Annotated in this window: 22 protein-coding genes and 1 tRNA gene; 13 read left to right on the top strand and 10 right to left on the bottom strand. The window is 39.4% G+C overall.

The genetic code is table 11. From position 1 onward, the window contains the following. Window positions 1–17: 17 nt before the first annotated feature. The 3 genes from A9176_RS02255 to A9176_RS02245 all read left to right on the top strand — a co-directional run bounded on the left by A9176_RS02255 (window position 18) and on the right by A9176_RS02245 (window position 1910). A tRNA-Ser gene (locus tag A9176_RS02255) sits at window positions 18–105 on the top strand. A 299-nt stretch (window positions 106–404) separates the two neighbouring features. Next, on the top strand, window positions 405–731 hold the full coding sequence (locus tag A9176_RS02250) for a hypothetical protein (RefSeq protein ID WP_227784021.1): 327 nt from the start codon (window positions 405–407) through the stop codon (window positions 729–731). A gap of 216 nt (window positions 732–947) precedes the next feature. Beyond that, window positions 948–1910: a cation:proton antiporter gene (locus tag A9176_RS02245; protein ID WP_077283224.1), complete on the top strand. Its 963-nt coding sequence runs from the start codon at window positions 948–950 to the stop codon at window positions 1908–1910. 1491 nt (window positions 1911–3401) lie between these two features. Here A9176_RS02245 and A9176_RS02240 read toward each other — a convergent pair. The 5 genes from A9176_RS02240 to A9176_RS02220 all read right to left on the bottom strand — a co-directional run bounded on the left by A9176_RS02240 (window position 3402) and on the right by A9176_RS02220 (window position 6570). Next, window positions 3402–4061, bottom strand: coding sequence for a GIY-YIG nuclease family protein (locus A9176_RS02240; protein ID WP_009999924.1), 660 nt, complete (start codon window positions 4059–4061; stop codon window positions 3402–3404). A gap of 71 nt (window positions 4062–4132) precedes the next feature. Next, window positions 4133–4861 carry a class I SAM-dependent methyltransferase gene (locus tag A9176_RS02235; RefSeq protein ID WP_077282022.1) on the bottom strand — a complete coding sequence of 243 codons (729 nt, stop codon included), beginning with the start codon at window positions 4859–4861 and terminating at the stop codon, window positions 4133–4135. 67 nt (window positions 4862–4928) lie between these two features. Next, window positions 4929–5447 carry a DNA topology modulation protein gene (locus tag A9176_RS02230; RefSeq protein WP_077282021.1) on the bottom strand — a complete coding sequence of 173 codons (519 nt, stop codon included), beginning with the start codon at window positions 5445–5447 and terminating at the stop codon, window positions 4929–4931. A 319-nt stretch (window positions 5448–5766) separates the two neighbouring features. Then, on the bottom strand, window positions 5767–6198 hold the full coding sequence (locus A9176_RS02225; protein ID WP_077282020.1) for an ImmA/IrrE family metallo-endopeptidase: 432 nt from the start codon (window positions 6196–6198) through the stop codon (window positions 5767–5769). Further along, window positions 6199–6570: a helix-turn-helix domain-containing protein gene (locus A9176_RS02220; RefSeq protein ID WP_048801799.1), complete on the bottom strand. Its 372-nt coding sequence runs from the start codon at window positions 6568–6570 to the stop codon at window positions 6199–6201. It lies immediately after the preceding gene. 370 nt (window positions 6571–6940) lie between these two features. Between A9176_RS02220 and A9176_RS08870 the strand changes: the two genes are divergently transcribed. The 7 genes from A9176_RS08870 to A9176_RS02180 all read left to right on the top strand — a co-directional run bounded on the left by A9176_RS08870 (window position 6941) and on the right by A9176_RS02180 (window position 9580). Then, window positions 6941–7099, top strand: a complete 159-nt coding sequence (locus A9176_RS08870) for a hypothetical protein (RefSeq protein WP_242943235.1) — start codon at window positions 6941–6943, stop codon at window positions 7097–7099. A gap of 263 nt (window positions 7100–7362) precedes the next feature. Continuing rightward, complete coding sequence (locus tag A9176_RS02205; protein ID WP_077282018.1) at window positions 7363–7596, top strand: hypothetical protein; 234 nt, start codon at window positions 7363–7365, stop codon at window positions 7594–7596. 116 nt (window positions 7597–7712) lie between these two features. Continuing rightward, the gene (locus A9176_RS02200; protein WP_143472697.1) at window positions 7713–7925 is read left to right on the top strand and encodes a hypothetical protein; all 213 of its coding nucleotides are present in this window, start codon (window positions 7713–7715) and stop codon (window positions 7923–7925) included. Then, on the top strand, window positions 7922–8239 hold the full coding sequence (locus A9176_RS02195) for an Rrf2 family transcriptional regulator (protein ID WP_077282016.1): 318 nt from the start codon (window positions 7922–7924) through the stop codon (window positions 8237–8239). Before A9176_RS02200 ends, A9176_RS02195 begins: the two co-directional genes overlap by 4 nt. 2 nt (window positions 8240–8241) lie before the next feature. Further along, window positions 8242–8475: a hypothetical protein gene (locus A9176_RS02190; protein ID WP_077282015.1), complete on the top strand. Its 234-nt coding sequence runs from the start codon at window positions 8242–8244 to the stop codon at window positions 8473–8475. Window positions 8476–8485: 10 nt separating this feature from the next. Continuing rightward, window positions 8486–8728 (top strand): transposase, encoded by a 243-nt coding sequence (locus A9176_RS02185; RefSeq protein ID WP_004912700.1) that lies wholly within the window; start codon window positions 8486–8488, stop codon window positions 8726–8728. A 45-nt stretch (window positions 8729–8773) separates the two neighbouring features. Then, on the top strand, window positions 8774–9580 hold the full coding sequence (locus tag A9176_RS02180) for an IS3 family transposase (RefSeq protein ID WP_198150931.1): 807 nt from the start codon (window positions 8774–8776) through the stop codon (window positions 9578–9580). Window positions 9581–9944: 364 nt separating this feature from the next. On the opposite strand, the gene A9176_RS02175 is transcribed toward A9176_RS02180, so the two are convergent. Together A9176_RS02175 and A9176_RS02170 are read right to left on the bottom strand one after the other, a co-directional pair. After that, entirely contained in the window at window positions 9945–11114 is a 1170-nt protein-coding gene (locus A9176_RS02175) for an MFS transporter (protein WP_029509986.1), read from the bottom strand. 70 nt (window positions 11115–11184) lie between these two features. Continuing rightward, complete coding sequence (locus A9176_RS02170; RefSeq protein ID WP_077282013.1) at window positions 11185–11919, bottom strand: NUDIX hydrolase; 735 nt, start codon at window positions 11917–11919, stop codon at window positions 11185–11187. A 199-nt stretch (window positions 11920–12118) separates the two neighbouring features. Between A9176_RS02170 and A9176_RS02165 the strand changes: the two genes are divergently transcribed. Continuing rightward, window positions 12119–12604 (top strand): DUF805 domain-containing protein, encoded by a 486-nt coding sequence (locus tag A9176_RS02165; RefSeq protein WP_029509988.1) that lies wholly within the window; start codon window positions 12119–12121, stop codon window positions 12602–12604. 35 nt (window positions 12605–12639) lie between these two features. Here A9176_RS02165 and A9176_RS02160 read toward each other — a convergent pair whose 3' ends face one another. Continuing rightward, the gene (locus A9176_RS02160) at window positions 12640–13320 is read right to left on the bottom strand and encodes a hypothetical protein (protein ID WP_029509989.1); all 681 of its coding nucleotides are present in this window, start codon (window positions 13318–13320) and stop codon (window positions 12640–12642) included. Between the two features lie 127 nt (window positions 13321–13447). On the opposite strand from A9176_RS02160, the gene A9176_RS02155 reads away from it, so the two are divergent. Next, entirely contained in the window at window positions 13448–14218 is a 771-nt protein-coding gene (locus A9176_RS02155; RefSeq protein WP_029509990.1) for a (S)-acetoin forming diacetyl reductase, read from the top strand. A 72-nt stretch (window positions 14219–14290) separates the two neighbouring features. Here A9176_RS02155 and A9176_RS02150 read toward each other — a convergent pair whose 3' ends face one another. Next, a complete protein-coding gene (locus A9176_RS02150; protein WP_242943223.1) occupies window positions 14291–15112 on the bottom strand; it encodes an IS3 family transposase in 822 nt (273 codons plus the stop codon). A gap of 29 nt (window positions 15113–15141) precedes the next feature. After that, the gene (locus A9176_RS02145; RefSeq protein ID WP_077281831.1) at window positions 15142–15648 is read right to left on the bottom strand and encodes a transposase; all 507 of its coding nucleotides are present in this window, start codon (window positions 15646–15648) and stop codon (window positions 15142–15144) included. A 275-nt stretch (window positions 15649–15923) separates the two neighbouring features. Here A9176_RS02145 and adhE point away from each other — a divergent pair, with 275 nt between their 5' ends. Further along, window positions 15924–18626, top strand: coding sequence for a bifunctional acetaldehyde-CoA/alcohol dehydrogenase (gene adhE, locus A9176_RS02140; RefSeq protein WP_029510057.1), 2703 nt, complete (start codon window positions 15924–15926; stop codon window positions 18624–18626). The last annotated feature ends 20 nt before the right edge of the window (window positions 18627–18646 follow it).

Raw genomic sequence — 18646 nt, 5'->3', positions numbered from 1 at the left:
ATGATAGTATCTGTTATGGAGAAGTACTCAAGCGGCTGAAGAGGCGCCCTTGCTAAGGGTGTAGACGTGTTAAAGCGTGCGAGGGTTCGAATCCCTTCTTCTCCATTTAGCATTTCATGGCGTTGCATAAGGTTGCAAAAACCTTGATGTAGCGCCTTTTCTTATGAAAAACGTTGCACTGTATTTCATAGCATTTCACACAAAATGGGAAACTTTTTGGGAAACATTTTAAATAAGCAAGTAAGCAGTGTAACGGCGTTTAAGCCGTTTTTTTTTTGCAAAAGTGGGAAACAACAGCACATAAACTAAAATGTGGTACATAATCAGCATATATACATTTAAATATAAATATATACAGTATAATAGTCATATCTCATAAAGTAGGTGGACTAATGAAGATAGACATGAGTAATCGTGAGTTATTGGTTTATTATTTTTCAGGTGCGTTGGAGGATTATTTAGATTATCTCAAACCAAAAGGCGCAACAAATAAATACAGGTCGGACACTATCCGTTTCATATGTGATGTGAAAGACAGACTGGATCCATTTAAACAAAAACTAACACCAGAGTTAAAAGACATGTACAAGCTCAAATATCGAGAAAAGGAAGCATTTGGAGAGTTCTACAATGTTGTAGCACCAACTAACTATATTGTGGCATTAAATAACGAATTAAATGCCATAGTCAGTAAGATAGAGCGACCACATGCAAGATTGTATAATGAGTGAGTCGATAAAGTAGCATGAATTCAGTCGTGTTAGAACATCACAAAAATTAATTTCAAGAATAAAGAAGTCAAATTTAACTAAATAATCAAATTTGATTTGAACATCAAAAATATGATATAGTAAATGTAATTAAATTTGAACGGTTGGGCGTAAGCTTCAAGAATGGTTAGTCGGGGAACTAGCTATTTTTGAGGCTTTTTAATGTTAGGAGAAAAAATGGAGTATCTATTAATTTTGTTGCTTGTTATAATTACGGTTATACTTGGGAAAATAGGCACTTGGTTTGGGTTGTCCGAGGTTGTTGGACAATTATTGTCTGGAATCATTTTAGGAACCAGTGGTTTAAATATAGTAGAACCAAGTTATTTCATTCACTTGTTTGCTGAGACAGGTATTTTCTTGTTAATGCTAAACTCGGGCTTAGAGTCTGATTTAAAAGAAATGAAGAAATATATTAAGGCCTCATCACTTATTGCAACCATGGGGGTGATATTACCCATAATTGCTTTCCCGATTGCGTTTTTATTGCTCGGATATAATATACAAGCTTCTATATTTGCTGGTGTTGTTTTCTCTGCAACTTCTATTTCCATCACATTGGCTGTATTAGCTGAACAAAAAAAATTAGCTACTTCAATGGGGGCAATTATGCTTTCGGCGGCGGTATTGGACGATATAATTGCTTTGTTTGCTGTAACGTTGTTCTCTGTCTTTGTAGGTGGCGGTACATTAGGGATAAATAGTTTATTGCCCTTATTTGCTTTTGCGTTAGGAATAGTATTGAGAAAATTTGATTTTTCTGATAAGGTTGGCGTTTTAAGTACAAAAATTGGTAATTGGTTATTCTATCCTGTATTTTTTGGATCTATTGGCCTTGGAGTTGCAATTCAAGGATTAGGAAACAAGCTAACAGCTATTATAATATTTAGTGCGTTGGCTGTTGTTACCAAATTTATCGGATCTGCGTGGGGTGCAAGGTTTTCAGGTTTAAATGTTAATGTTGCAAACGCAATAGGAGCGGGGATGATTTCTAGAGGCGAGATGGCTCTTGTAATTATTCAAATAGGCATATCATCACAGATTATTAATGAGGATACGTCAGCTGAGTTTGTTATTGCCGTAATTATTTCAACGATAATAGCACCCATAATTATGAAACCATTATTTAAAAAGGTCTGATATACCGATTTATAAGGACCAAGAGTCAAATTTGATTGAATGGCATCATCATTTTAAAGCCTCTAGCACATAACAGTGAGTTTAGTCATTTAAGACATCGTGCATTGCAGTAAAAGCAGTGCTTTTTGTTTGTAATAAAGAAACCTGATGAACGATAGGAAGAAGATTTATTGTTGTCAGATTCAAAGAAACTTTTTATTGTTATCTTGGTTGATTTGTTTCTGACTGATATTCGTTGTTGATAATTGAATACTTTGACAATGATTTGATGCTGAAAGAAAACACAAATGTAACGCACTAAACAAAGAAATAAGTTGAAATTCAATAAGTGATTTATGAAAATATAGAAATTTTTGGATCACATAAAGTCATTACCAATGTCGTTAGGATTTATAGGGGTGGTAAATTAGTTGACCAGTTTGCTAAAAAAGTATGATATATTACTAAAAAATCAGGTACATATGCCCCTAATATTTGTGTTTATAAAACGCCCCCGCCCATGGTGTTGGAGGGGAGCGTCACAAGGTGGCGTCCTGAAATCTTACGAATGCAAAAATCAAAACTTTTTATAAGGCGTTTTTAGGATATAGAATGCTGATATAAAGGCATTTTTAACTAAAAATATACGTTTAGGGGTAGCACAAACATACCACTAAATTGTTGATTTTGATGTAATATTTTGTTTTGGAGAGGACACGCATATCTATAAAAGTAGGGTAGGAATAAGGGGTACTTTTTACGGTAGTTTTAATGTAATGGGTGTTAAACCCTTGTGGCAATAGTGTTGAAAGTCCGTTTTTTTAGAAATTAACATGCTAAAAACATTGATATAACAGTATTCTTAAAATTTTATCAAAAAAACAGAATGCCTATATATCAACGTTTTTAGGGTATCCCCCCTATAAAAAAAAGTTTTCAAAATTGAACATTTTTACAAGATGACGATATGTGAGCGCTCTCCCAGATAGCAAAGTGGGGCGGGGGTGTAAATTATATAAGACAACAAGTGTAAACTAAATTATTTATTACTGATTCATTTATCGTTGAGTATGCACTTTGTTTCAGAGTGCTAAAATGGGTCACAAATATTTTGCTATGCTTTTGAAGAGGAATGGTAGTTAGATAGTTCGAGGTCATTTGAAACGACCACGAGCGGAGTTGGTTATAAATTTGATTGATAACGGATATATTTTCATCCCCGTATCAGTGATTAAGATATAACTTGTGTATTTGTTTCAAAACTAGCTAGATAGCGTGTAAATTTGCGTTTGATATATTGATGAGTGTATTATACTAGACAGACATTAAACGCTTAAAATGGCTGTAACAGCGTAATGAAATGCATAACAAAAGGCACGGAATAGATTATATAAGTTCATGCCTTTTATGTTTATGCGGATGTGTAATTTAGGGGATGATATACAATAATTTAATGTTAAAAAATAGAGTCATAAAGAAAAACATTGAGCACGACAATCTGATAGAAATTACTTAAAATTCTGAATTCACAACGGGTTTCATGTCTTTCAATAGAATTTTATTGTATGAGAACCAAGCAAATCCGTTTCTATCTTTTCCAGACTGTTCTTCAGGTAGTTTATGGTAAAAGTCATAACAACATATTGCAGCACGTGAAAGAGAATGTTTGTGTCCGCAACGACATAATACTTGGTTTTTGCTGTCAATCACAGTAACCTCTATTTTAGGATCATCTTTGAACTTTAGTTTTGCACCCACGGGAATGGATAAATAATGAAAACTTCTATTAGGACGTTGTCCTGTTTTGCGTACAACATTTGGCTTGTAAATTCCAGTTATTCTCGCATTGTATTCATTCGGTTTGACATATTCAGCATGAGGGTCATTAAACAATAATAAATCAAAAACACTTTTAACTTGATTAAAGTTCGCTTTAAAGTACTCTTTTGACAAACTGTCGCGTTTATCAGCAAGGGACTTATGCAATAGTCTTTCAGCTTTTTTAAAGTTCGTTATTTTTAGAGCAAATAGTAGCAATGTAGGCTTACTATCTGGAATACCCGTGTTATTAAATTGCTTTAGCCTGTTGTCAAGATTGGTAGTTTGACCAATTTTGATGTAGCCCGGAAATGATTTGTTTTCAAGGGCGTATACGTAACCAATATCTGTCATAGCAAGAAATACTTTCCAAACTTTTTAACGTGAACGCTTGGCACGTATGTACGCACTCTGTGAGTGCTTTTTTATTGTTTTATTGGCGCAGTGGCGACGATTGAATAGGTGGGCATCCATGGACCAGTCCACCAACCAATAATGCCATAAGTCTTATGTTTTTGAATGCTGTAACCATTAGATTGTAGCACTGAGATATATTCATTTTTGTTATGTCCTGTATCAACAATTATCAGCATTCCGCCAGACTTTAAGACACGATCTGCTTCATTCAAAGCGTCTTTACGTGCTGAAGCAGGTTTAATATTATGAAGTGCTAAGCTTGTGACAACAAAATCATATTGGTTTTCTTCAAAAGGTAGATCTAACATGTTCGCTGTTTGAACATCTGCTACCCGTGATAACTTTTTTGATTCGATGATGTCATTTGTATTTTTCAGGCTATTATTTGATTGATCTTTATTAAGCCATAAGTCAATACCCGTTGCATGTCCTTTTTCTGATAGATGTTGCGCAAATTTCAACAGCACAAGGCCATGTCCAGTCCCTAAATCCAGCACCTTACTATTTTCGGGGATAGTTAAATCAGCAATGATGCTGTCCCATATCATGGATTTTCCACGTATTGAGGTGTGTATGAATATCAAGCCGCCCAAAACCATGATGATACCGTAAAAAAGAGTCCATAGATAACCGCTATAGTTGCTAAATAAAGCAAATAAGCAAGCTAGCAAACCAACAATAATATAAAGAATTGGCACCAATGGTGCATCTAATCCCTGCTTTTTTAGTTTATTCATTTTCATCCCCCAAAAAGACGATATTAGTTTAAATTTGCACTTATGTAAGCACTCACTGAGAGCTCTTTTAATTTTGGATAGATTTTAAGAAGTAATTTATTTGTCTATTGTTTTTTAAAATCACAACATTTTTTGTATTTTGAACAGCAGCAAGCATTTTGATTATTGCAGGCTTTCGTTTCTTGTTAAATGTCCATATCCAACGCACAAACTCAAAGTCAATTTTTTCAGGGCAGTTATCGTGCATGTCTGGTCGAGAGCGCCCCTTATAGTGAATATATCTTTTCAACACGTTGTACAGACACATTACTCTACTACGATCTATAAAAATAATGGTGTCGGCTTTAGCTACTCGCATATCAAGCGTGGCGCTATAATTACCGTCTATAATCCATTGGTCTTTATCTAAGACATTGTTAATGATATGGCGTTGTTCATCTTTACTGCTCATTTCCCAGTTATCATGCCATAAAAGGGCGTCTAAATGGAAAACTGGAACGTCCATTTTGTCACTAAGTTTTCTAGCTAAAGTTGATTTACCAGAACCACCACAGCCTATAATCATAATCTTGTTGTGTGTCGTCATTTGAAGTATCCTTGTAAGTCATCCCCGCCCATAGTTGGAACAGGGAAACAATTCACAGAGTTGGCTTTCTCGTTAAAATAACGAGTTATTTTTTCGTTTTCAGTCGCTTGCTGATAGTAGGTGTCTTTTTAACTGTCAGCTTGGATAATCTGTTAATGGTTAAAAAGTGCTATTAATAGATTGATTACTCCGGTTGCAGTAAGTAGTACGCCCGCAATCTGATATCGTTTGTTATTGTCTCGCTTAGATAGCGTAATAAAAGTTGTACCAGAAAAAAGAAACGTTAGTGCTAGAAAAAATACTGACATAGTGTCAACTCCTATATATTCTTCAAAACAGCACTTTCAAGCGACATAGGAATGCCAAAGTAATCCATGAAGTCATAAAGCTTGCTGTATCTGTCTGTATTCTCGTCAAAGTAGAAATCAGCTAACATTTTAAACGCATAAGCATTAGCGCTAATTTCAGCATCATTTTTAGCTAAAGGTGAGAACGCATAAGTTTTGTGTTGTTCGCCATTTAGAACGTGTTGTAACTCATGAAATTGCCTAAAAGGGAGTGAAAATTTTGTTTGAAAGTTAGGGTTGATAATAATTACGTTGTCAAAAGGGGGTGCAACATCTGGATCTGATTCTTGGCCACACACTTCAAACATTCTTATTTGACAATCAGGCGGACGTTTAGCATTGTATTCAATCACTACATCTTCAAAGAATTCAAGTGGGGAAGTATAGTCTAAATATTCATACATTTATTTCTTACCCTCACGCATAGTCCGTAGGGTCGCGATAATTGCTTGTTTATACTCCTCTGATAGTTCTTTACCCTCAAAAGACATAATTAACTCATCATCAGCTAAATCTACGTGCTTAACTTTGGTGTCTCCATCAGTAGATCCATTGAGAGTCGTTTTCAGCGCGTTATCTGTTTTACCTTGTAAATACTCTACTGTAGTATCTAACGCGTCAGCAATCAATGAGAGCATGGCAAAAGAGGGAGTATATTTATCAGTTTCAATTTGTGCAATGCTAGAACGTGAAGAATTAACTAATTCAGCTAGAGAAGTCTGAGTTAGTTTTTTTATTTTGCGCTGTTCTTTCATGCGTTCTGATGTTACAGACATATTGGCACCTCGATTAAATGTTAAGGATTTATAAAGTGCTTAATCAAAAATGAAACTCAATTAAGAAACTTTAAAGTGTATTGTACAGTTAACTAACAAAAGTTATGGTTTAATTATTTAATGTTAGTTAAACGAACAAAATGTATTTACTTGTACAGTGAATACACACATATCATACCAGACAATACAGGTCAATTAAAGGTAAATAGAGACATTTAAGTGCAAGAGTGAACCACTATAAAAGCAACGAGATAGGAGAAATATCATGACAGTATCAAACGCATTGTTAACAGAACAGGAAGTTATCAAGGACACGAATAGCGCATTGGAATAAATCCAAGAAACGTTAGCACTCTCATTGGTTGATAGTTTGAAAGCAGGCGACCACATCACAACACCAACAGTGATTAACATGTTGAAAGATTTGGAAGACATGCAACTCAAATATTATGAACGTCTCGAAGATAACGAGAAGGTGCAAGGCGATTTAGAAAATCAAGCACAAGCAGAACAGGAGGAACAAGTATGACATTATGGGTAGCACAAGTAATCGGACTTGTCTTTGTAGTTGTTAGCGCATTTATTATAGGCGTTGTCGTCGGCGACAGTTTAAAGGAGGTACACAAGGTATGAGCAACCTGTATGTGAGAACTTTAGAACGCATATACAAGCCACTGATTGATATTGCTAACAGTGACAGAGTATCAGGGAACGAACAGGCACAGTTTGAAATCATGCAAGCTTATGAGCTGTTAGACAGAGCAACAACACGGCTAATTATTAGGAGATGATATGGCAGTAACGAATGATGACTTAATGGAAGAATTGGCAGAGCTATCTTTTCAACTAAGACAACATAATCATGTCTGGAAACGAGCTGAGAAAGTGGCAGAGCATTTTGATGTAAGTCTAGGCACGGTTAAAAGTTGGAAACGGCAGGGACTGATCACAGGCTATAAGCACGATAAGATTGTGATTTATGATATTACCGCCATTGAACGTGAGTTGTTTAAAGTGAATAAATAGAAAGGACAGCAAAGCATGAAAAAGGGCACAAAAAAAGTTATCACATCCCCGCCAAGGAAACAGTGATAACCGACCACAAACGCCCATATCATGGCTTTTGCTATACACATTTTAACATGAATAAAGATAAATTACTAAAAGTTTGGAATTTAGATCTACAAACATTATCGGGCGAGGCACAAAGAATACAAGCGTTAGCTCATACACTTAATAAAGCTATTGAGGGCGGAGAGCTTGATACCGAGTACATTACGGATGTTGTCGATATTATGGCAGGTTTTGCGATTGATATTGTGAACAAAGCTGGTGAGCTGGAGGTGGGACAATGACAGACACACCACTATCAAACATTGAGCAACAGATACTCAATACATTACCCGCAGGACGAGCGCAAGCAATCACATTGGAGAAATTAGCTTACTTATTGCAGATTAACAAAAAGCGTGTGAGTGATATTGTCGCAGATTTGCGTAAGCGTGGTTATTTAATTGGTAGTAACCGCCAAGCGCATGGTGGCATGTATCTCATTGTCACAAGTAACGAGTTTTGGGAGACAGTCAACACGTTACAAAAGAGCGTTAATAGTCAACAGACAATCATTAATGCGTTGTTGAAGCACGAAGAAAGATTTGCGAGGGTGTAATCATGGATAAGTGGTCATATACCAAACAATATCAACAGGCAGGCGCTTATATTTTTATGGCGCTACCTTATCAAAAGCATAATGCGGTCGCGGGTGGCTTTCATAATAGTTTTAACAGTGAAAATGAATTAAGTCAGTGGATCAGTCAATACCCAGAATATTTGAGTGGCAACGTGGGTTGCTCTTATACTAAAAAAATGGACTATTTTTATTCAGTCCGTAAAATGAAAGTATAGGAGTATTTTTATGTCAATTCGTTATTCACAAGATTTCAAAGATTCATTGGTTAAACTTCACCAAGAAGGCCGTTCACTCAAATCATTAGCAGAAGAATTTGGACCATCAAAAGATTCTATTGCTATTTGGGTTAAACAAGCTACCCCAATCATGATCAAAGGTCAGTCAAAGACTTTAAAAGACGTCAAGCAACTAGAGAAGCGCCTCGCTATTTTGGAGGAAGAAAACGAAATTTTATCACGCATAGCCTGACAGGCATTGAGCGGCCATCTTACTAGCCAAAAAATAGTCCGTAATGTGGGATTGCCGCTAGTTAATCAATTTTTAGCACAAGGCTACGCGCTTGTGCGTATTTTAAGTGCACTTAAAATCAAATCTAGTACCTATTACAATTGGCGCCATTGGCAGCCCAGTCGACAAGAAAAGCGTAGAGAATCCCTGAAACCTTATATTTTAGACGTTTGGAAAACCTTTAAATTTTATGGCTATCGTCGTATTGCTGCTTATAGTCACCTAAACAATGACTGTCCAAAAATATCTGAATATATGACACTCAAATTAATGCGTGAATTAGGGATTAGATCACGCATGCAAAAACGTTATCGCAAGCCAAAAACTGTGGTGACGGTCGATCAAAGGCCCAATCTGATTAGACACTTGCATGATTTGAGTGGTGTTTGGCAAACAGATATCACTTATATTCAGTTGACTAATCACAGATGGGTCTATTTAGCGACCGTTTTGGATCCTGAGAAGAGAAAAGTATTGGGCTATAAAATTGGCGATACAATGACAGCCGAGCTAGCCACAAGTGCCTTGCAGATGGCGTTAGATAAGCATCGAAAGCCACTCATTATTCATTCAGATATGGGATCACAATACACGAGTGCTGAGTTTAATATTAAATGCCAAAATTATGGCTTGAAACATTCTTATTCACTCAAAGGCCATCCGTACGATAATGGCCGTATGGAGGCGTTTCATTCAATATTGAAGCGTGAAGAGGTTTATTTGAAGGCATACCAAACATTAACTGAAGTCCAAGCAGCCATTGGTTGGTATATCAATTTTTATAATCGCAATCGTATCTCAAATGTCGCCTAATTAACTGAATAAAAATAGTCCAATTTATTGACTTCTGAGCATCTTGGCGTGGTTCATAGATTTTGGCATGCTTTACATTATTTTAGAGGGGTTGGGTGGCGTACGGTATCGGCAAGTCGTCTGCACACATGACGTCAAGACACAGTGTCTAGTGAAACCACTGACCGTTGCGGTAGTCGTGCTTTTTGGGGAAGCGCGAGGTGATCATGTTTACTATCTTACCATAGTTTTTAAGCCTAAAAGTATGATTAAGAACTTGGTGATGCCACAGTAAATACGTTTTATTTGGTTGTCTTATGAGTAGGTGTTGTATCGTCTCAAAACTAAAAAACACCAAAAAAATTGGTGTTTTTTAGTGTCATTGTTAATTTATCTGGGGGTTTGAATTTTTAACCCCAAAAATAATCAGTGCCATGGCTACCAATAGTAGGCCGACAAAGAGGCCGAAAACGCCACTGATGCCAAAATTGGCATCGAGTAGCCAACCGACCAAGAATGGTCCAATAGTTGCCCCTAAACGGCCAACGGATTGAGCTGACCCCATCGCAGTACCACGAATGGCTTGGGGAAAGAGGCTAGGCGTTAAGGCAATCAGAATGCCCCAAGCGCCAAGATCAAAGAACGATAGCCAAGCACCAGCAATCAAAATGACTGGTGTGCTGTGTGCCAGACCAAAAACGAGACTGGCAACGATTGTGCCCAGCAGATAAATACTGAGTAATTTTTTTAAGTTCATTTTGGTTAAGAGATAGGCAGCTAAATAGTAACCAGGCAGTTGGGCAATGCTCATCCCTAAAGTATAACCCAGTGAGCGTACCACGGAAAAGCCGCGTAAAACCAACACACTCGGCAACCAGAGGAAAATTCCATAGTACGTCAACATGATGATAAACCAGACGAGACTGATATTAAGTAAAGGCCAGCGGTGTTCGGGTGACCATAATGTCCGGAAAGCTGGCGTTGCTTGTTGCTTGGGCGTGATGGCATCTTCTGGGAGATGATGCCTGAGATACCAGGCATAAAGCGACAAACTAGCGGTTAAGAGTGCCGCCGTGCGCCAACCGAAGTGGGGAATCACTAAAAACGCGATCAGTGAAGCGATAATCCAACCATAAGCCCAAAAACTATCCACCAACACCAGCATTTGATGGCGTTTTGTGCCGGTATAGTGATCGGCAATCAAGGCGGCTGCAACGGGCAGTTCACCACCCAAACCAACGCCGGTAATAAAACGAATCACCATAAACCAAGCAAGATTTGGCGCAAAGGCCAGCGCTAAATTACTCAAAGAAAAGAGGACGAGCGTCCACATCAGGACGCGTCTGCGCCCAAAACGATCCGATAATTTACCACACAACAACGCACCAAGCATCATCCCCACAGACGTAATGGCGCCGACTAACCCAAGCTGGGTTTCGTTTAGCGTCCATTCTGCCTTCAATAGGGGCATCATAAACGACAATAAAGCGACGTCTAGCGCATCGATCATCCAGGCAGTGCCGACGACGAACAACAGACGTTTTGAATTGACCATGACAAAATCTCCTTCTTTGTTAATAAAAGTAAAAATAACTTTTATTAATTAAGGCGATTGTACACTAGCATTATTGAATAAGCAACTGATATTTTTTAGCTGGACGACCGGGGCGATTTTGGCTGCTGGAACCAAGTGGTCGTAGTAAGTGTTGATGATTCCGTAAAAAGTTAGAATTATCAGGCTCTTTTTTACCAAAACTTTCAAAAACATGGCGCGCCATTTTGAGTGTAAAGGCCGGCCCTAGGATCAACAAAATGGTCGGTTGATAGTCTAATTTATTGATAATGCGCTGGGTAGCGACGGTGAGTATCCAGTTATGATCAAACGCGAGGCGCTTGGTTGGATCTTGGTGGGTGATGTAGTCATCGGCAACAAGTGTTTGGAAAGCTAAATCTTGATATTTGAAGCTAAATAAGCCTGACGGGTGTTTTTTGAGTGTAAACCACTGGGCGTCTAGTGCACCTGGCCCCGGCTGGAGTGTCGGATAACTTGGTAAAAAGGTCATATAGCTGAGTGACAAGGCCCGCTCACCAGGCGAGCGGTTCGGCTCGGTAAATGTTGCGAGTTGTTCGGCGTGCACATTTGGCAAATCGAGACCAAGTTTTTCTTTGACAAGGCGTAAAGTAGCCTCGTGGGCACTCTCGTTGACACGTAACCAGGTCTCAGGCAAAGCCCAAAAATTCTGGAAAGGTGTATCAGCGCGTTTAACTAAAAGGAGTTTCACCGCTTGCGTCTCGGGGTCGAGACTCCAGATAACATTTGTGATGGTAATACGTGGTTTTTCAATTGGCGTTGTGGTCATAGTTGCTGCCTTTGGTTGTGTGATTTTGTTTATAGGGATTATCTTCATATTTTAACATTTTATCTCGGTTAACCGCAGCTTATCATGACGGGCTGCGGTTGAGATCCTGTGAACAAGGTGAATAAACTATTGAAAAATTTTTTTAATTTTTTAAGATATGGTAAGATTGATAGCAAGCTATCAAAGGGGGAAATAGGTAATGACAGCGTGGGGGGCCTTAGCTGACTTTTTTAAGCAGTATACCAATTTTCGTGGGACGAGTTCACGTCGTGCGTTCAATTGGGTTGTGTGGTTTTGGGGGAGTGTGTCTGTTATTGTGGCCAGCATCATCGTGGTAGTCGCTCGGCTGGGTGCTTTTTTTGGCCGACAAGCTGCAGCACAAACGGAAACGAGTGCGGTTGAAGCAACGGTGATGCTTGTTATGATGGTATCGTGTTTTATGTCAGTTATCGTTGTTTTACCAACCGTGGCGTTATACACGAGAAGGTTACACGATATGGGTTATTCCGGGTGGTGGCAAGTTGGGCCGTTGAGCCTGAATATTTTATTTATCAGTCTATCGTTAATCAGTCATTTGCAATCACCAATCTTGATGAAAACGTGGTGGTTACCAGTAATGGTGAGTTTATTACTGACGGTTTGGCTGTCGCTAGGAAAAACTAGCACCAGTCAACGTTATCGTTAATACAAAAAGCAACGACCATTTTGGTCGTTGCTTTTTTAGTCACCACGGACATCGCCGTGAACAAGATGTTTAAAGATATGGCGGTCAGCCCAAGCGATGTTACGACCTTGGAAAAAGAACGAGACAAGGGTGACTAAGCCAAGCGCTACAATTTGATGGCTAATGAGAAAGGCCACGCATGAAATACCAATCGCGACGATGAAATTGCTCATCTGGGCTTTTGACGCATCACCATGAAAATAGTCAAAACGCAAAATGTTTGTTAAGTCGTCTAGGGGATGTAAAACCCAATTTACGCGTTGATAAATGGAAATGGCAACACCAATCGTCCAAATGGCAAAAATATCGAGCAATAAACGCCAATACCAAGCAATGGCATCAACCCCTAATTTAACGAAAAAAGCCGCAAAGATGCCGACTAATAAACTAAAAGATAGCCCAAAAAGGACATTTCCTGTAAAACGGATCCAATTAAAATTCATGGCGAGAAACATATTTAAAAAAGCAATCGATGTGGCAAATAAGGCGAGAAAAATGCCGATTTGCCAGCCGGTGAGATGCGCCAGATTAGCCGCACCAGCCGTCCACGGTGCAGAACCCATGGCCGTTGCGACGCTTAACCCATTACCAAACGAATTAAGCATCAGGGAAATGGCAAAGAAACTGATTTTTTGCTTCAACCCAAGTTGGTAAAATTGACCGTCCAGATAATACATACATTTCTCCCGTTAATTGTCTTGCATTTATTATAGCAGTAACAACATATAAGCGTAATTGTTTACAAATTCACATATAAGGTGTATATTGTTTGTGAAATAGTTATCAAGAGGAGGGTATTAAAAGATGACGAAAGTAGCATTAGTAACAGGCGCTGGACAAGGTATTGGCCAAGCGATTGCGGAACGATTGGTTAAAGATGGCTTTAAGGTTGCCGTAGTTGGCCGTCATTTAGACAAAGTACAAAAAGTAGCGGATAAGATTAACGACAACGGTGGCGAAGCCATTGCGATTCAGGCAGACGTAGCAAAACGCGCGGAAGTTTTTGCAGCAGTTGCTGAAACAAAAGAAAAATTTGGCGAATTCAATGTTATCGTCAATAACGCAGGCGTGGCACCAACAACGCCAATTATGTCGGTTACTGAAGAAGATATGAACTGGACTTGGGGGATTAACGTGAATGGTGTGGTCTGGGGGACACAAGCAGCCGCAGATGCCTTTATGTCACTTGGACACGGCGGTAAAATTATTAACGCAACATCTCAAGCTGGCGTACAAGGTAATCCTAATTTGACAGCGTATGGTTCAACGAAATTTGCAATTCGTGGTATTACGCAAACGACAGCTAAGGAATTAGCTGAATTTGGTATCACGGTGAATGCTTTTGCGCCAGGTATTGTTAAGACACCAATGATGTGGGACATTGCGCATGAAGTCGGTCAAAATGCTGGTCAAGATGATGAATGGGGAATGGCACAATTTTCTGATGGAATTACGCTTGGTCGTTTGAGTGAACCGGAAGATGTTGCTAATGTCGTGAGTTTCCTAGCTGGAGACGATTCTAATTATGTGACTGGACAAACAATTGTTGTTGACGGTGGTATGGTATTCCATTAAGCATAGATATAAAAAAGCGTAGCGTTAAATATGTGGTGTACCCAAAAAGTTAAAGTAAAATATTTTAGCTAATCAAGCGGCCAGTTGTCGGTATTCTACCGGTGAGTGGCCGTTTAATTTTGTTTGGATGCGTGTGTTGTTGTAATATAGTATCCAATTATTGACGGCATCTATCAACGCTTTAGCTGATGAATACTTGTTTAGTGGCCCGATTTCAACTTTAAGCTTATTAAAGAAGCTTTCCATAACCGCATTGTCTAGAGCAGTCGCACGACGCGACATGCTTTGGATAATGCGGTTTTTCTTTAGTGTTTTACGCCATGTTCTATGGCGATATTGCCAGCCTTGATCAGTGTGAATTGTTGTACGATACGAAAGTTTTGGCAATTGCGCTACGAGCTGATTAAGCGGTTGTAAGGTAAAGGCGAGATCTGGACGCGTGCTAATGGCATAGGTAAGAATCTCATTGTTATACATATCAAGAATCGGTTCTAAATAGACCTTTTCACCAGTCGCTGAAATCTTAAATTCAGTAACATCGCTAGCTAATTTTTGTAATGGCCGATTAGTCTTGAAACGACGGTGAAGCTTGTTCTTCACACGTTTTCCTTCAGGTCCTTTGGATGAATCATACTGACGTGATTGCTTATTGTAGCCAACACCCTTTAGCCCCATTTCATGCATTAGCCGTTGTACTTTCTTGTGATTTACCGCTTTAAACGCTGGTTGTTGACGTAACTTTAAATACACTCTTCGCACACCGTAGTGATTATCAGCTTCCCAGATTGTCCTAATAGCCGCACGAAGGGGTGCATCAGGGTCATCATTTTTAAACTGTCGTTTCCAGTAATGCACTGTACTTTCTGCGATTGGCAGAACCTTTAGGATAGCCACCAATTTAAATTGCGCCTCGAGCCGGCAAGCTACTTCTGCGAGTTGTCGGTTCGTTGCTGAATCGAGGCTAATAATTTTAACGCTTCATTTTCAATCTTTAGTCGTAGGTTTTCGTCTTCTAGTTGGGCAATGTGTTTTTCAGTTTCTGTGAGCTGTTTTACTTGCTTAGGTTTCTTATTAGCCATTCTAGGTGATCGTCCTTTTTGAATAGATAATAACCCATTTGGCCCTAGTTGTGAATAGATCTTCTTCCACGAAACAATTTGGGCAATGCCTGTATAGCCGAACTTAGCAGCCACTTGGCTATGAGAAGCGTTATTTTGAATGGCCCATGATGCCACTTTAATCCTAAATTCAGGTGTGATTGCTGGTGGATTAAATAATATATCTGATCCAAAACTTTTGTATGCGGCAATAAGCATGCGAAAGACACTGTTAGCAATACCATATCGAGCAGTAATGCCACGTATGGAATATTTTCCAGACAGATAATCTTGAATTGCCTGAAGTTTAATTTGTTTTGAAATTTTAGTCATAAATAAAACCCCGAAAGTTGCTTTAACTTTCGGGGTACACCACATTTAGCGCTACGCTTTTTTTATATTGTTTTCAGCATTGATTTTTGTGATCAATTCACCGTTTTGACCAACATTGTATATAAATACACAAAAATATAATAGCAATGAAACTGTTTTAAAACGTTGACTAATCAACGTTTTAAAAAATATTCCTAAAAAACTTGCATTTTAAACCAGGCTGTTATATACTTAGATTGTTAATAAATGAGCAAACGATAAAAGGAGTAGTCATTATGGTAGACGCAAATGAAAAGAAGCCTGCAAAGAAGGCTTTGACGCCAGAAGAAAAGGCGGAATTACAAGCACAAGCTGAAAAAATGACAGCAGAATTGGTTGAAAAGTCTCAAAAGGCTTTGGCTGAATTCTCAACATATACACAAGAACAAGTTGATAAGATTGTTGCAGCAATGGCCTTGGCTGGATCAGAAAACTCATTGCTATTGGCGCACGAAGCACACGACGAAACTGGTCGTGGGGTTGTTGAAGATAAGGATACAAAGAACCGTTTTGCTTCAGAATCTGTTTATAACGCCATCAAGTTTGATAAGACAGTTGGTGTGATTAGCGAAGATAAAATCCAAGGAAAGGTTGAAGTCGCTGCACCACTTGGGGTATTGGCTGGTATCGTGCCAACAACTAACCCAACGTCAACAACAATTTTTAAGGCTATGTTGACAGCAAAGACGCGTAACACGATTATCTTTGCTTTCCACCCACAAGCACAAAAGGCTTCAGCACACGCTGCTAAGATTGTTTATGAAGCAGCGGTGAAGGCTGGCGCACCTAAGAACTTCATCCAATGGATTGAAACACCATCAATTTATGCGACAACAGCCTTGATCCAAAACCCTGGTATTGCCTCAATTTTGGCTACTGGTGGCCCATCAATGGTTAACGCAGCCTTGAAGTCAGGTAACCCTTCAATGGGTGTTGGTGCCGGTAACGGTGCGGTTTATATCGATGCAACTGTTGATACAGACCGTGCGGTATCTGACTTGTTGTTGTCAAAGCGTTTTGACAACGGTATGATCTGTGCCACTGAAAACTCAGCGGTTATCCAAGCCCCTGTTTATGATGAAATTTTGCAAAAGTTGCAAGAACAAGGTGCTTACTTGGTACCTAAGAAGGACTACAAGAAGATCGCTGACTTCGTCTTCAAGCCAAATGCAGAAGGCTTTGGTGTTGCTGGTCCAGTTGCTGGTATGTCAGGTCGTTGGATTGCTGAACAAGCTGGTGTTAAGATTCCTGAAGGTAAGGATGTCTTGTTGTTTGAATTAGACCGCAAGAACATCGGTGAAGCCTTGTCATCAGAAAAGCTTTCACCATTGTTGTCACTTTATAAGGTCGACACACGTGAAGAAGCTATCGACACAGTACAAGCACTCTTAGACTATCAAGGTGCCGGACACAACGCGGCTATTCAAATCGGATCACAAGATGATCCATTTATTAAGGAATATGCTGATGCTATCGGTGCATCACGTATCTTGGTTAACCAACCAGATTCAATCGGTGGTGTCGGTGATATCTATACAGATGCTATGCGCCCATCATTGACGCTTGGTACCGGATCATGGGGGAAGAATTCATTGTCTCACAACTTGTCAACATACGATTTGCTTAATATTAAAACAGTGGCGCGTCGTCGTAACCGGCCACAGTGGATTCGTTTGCCAAAGGAAGTTTACTACGAAGCTAACGCCATCACTTATTTGCAAGATTTGCCATCAGTTAAGCGTGCCTTCATCGTGGCCGATCCAGGTATGGTACAATTCGGCTTCGTTGGTAAGGTTTTGAGTCAATTAGAATTGCGTCAAGAACAAGTTGAAACATCAATCTATGGCTCAGTACAACCAGACCCAACATTGTCACAAGCGGTTGAAATTGCACGTCAAATGGCTGACTTCAAGCCTGATACTGTCATCTTGCTTGGTGGTGGTTCAGCACTTGATGCCGGTAAGATTGGTCGCTTCTTGTACGAATACTCAACACGTCACGAAGGTATTTTGTCAGACGAAGAAGGTATCAAGGAATTGTTCATGGAATTGCAACAAAAGTTCATGGACATCCGTAAGCGTATCGTGAAGTTCTACCACGCACGTTTGACACAAATGGTTGCCATTCCAACAACATCAGGTACTGGTTCTGAAGTGACACCATTCGCCGTTATTACAGACGATGAAACACACGTGAAGTATCCATTGGCCGATTACGAATTGACACCAGAAGTCGCTATTGTCGACCCAGAATTCGTCATGACTGTGCCAAAGCGTACAGTTGCCTTCTCAGGATTGGATGCTTTGTCACACGCCTTTGAATCATATGTTTCAGTAATGGCGTCAGAATTCACACGTCCATGGGCTTTGGAAGCTATCAAGTTGATTTTTGAAAACTTGACAACATCATACAACTACGATCCAAAGAACCCAACAAAGGAAGGTCAAAACGCACGTACGAAGATGCACTATGCTTCAACACTTGCTGGTATGTCATTTGCCAACGCCTTCCTTGGTATCAACCACTCACTTGCACACAAGATCGGTGGTGAATTCGGTTTGGCTCACGGTTTGTCAATCGCGATTGCTATGCCACACGTGATTAAGTTCAATGCTGTGACAGGTAACGTGAAGCGCACACCATATCCTCGCTATGAAACATACACAGCACAAAAGGATTACGCTGATATTGCCCGCTACCTTGGCTTGAAGGGTAACACAGATGCTGAATTGGTAGAATCATTGATTGCCGCAGTGAAGGATTTGGCTAAGTCAATTGACGTTGACTTGACATTGTCAGAAAACGGCGTTACCGAAGCTACTTTGATGAAGAGTGTTGATCAATTGACAGACCTTGTCTACAACGATCAGTGCACGCCTGGTAACCCACGCCAACCAAGCTTGGCTGAAATCAAGCAACTTTTGATTGACATGATTTAAACTAAATAGCAATGACAGGA

The sequence above is a fragment of the Leuconostoc garlicum genome (genome assembly GCF_001998805.1).
Classification (GTDB): Bacteria; Bacillota; Bacilli; order Lactobacillales; family Lactobacillaceae; genus Leuconostoc; species Leuconostoc lactis.
The sequence above is the reverse complement of the archived record's forward strand: the minus strand, read 5'-3'. Positions and strand labels throughout refer to the sequence as shown.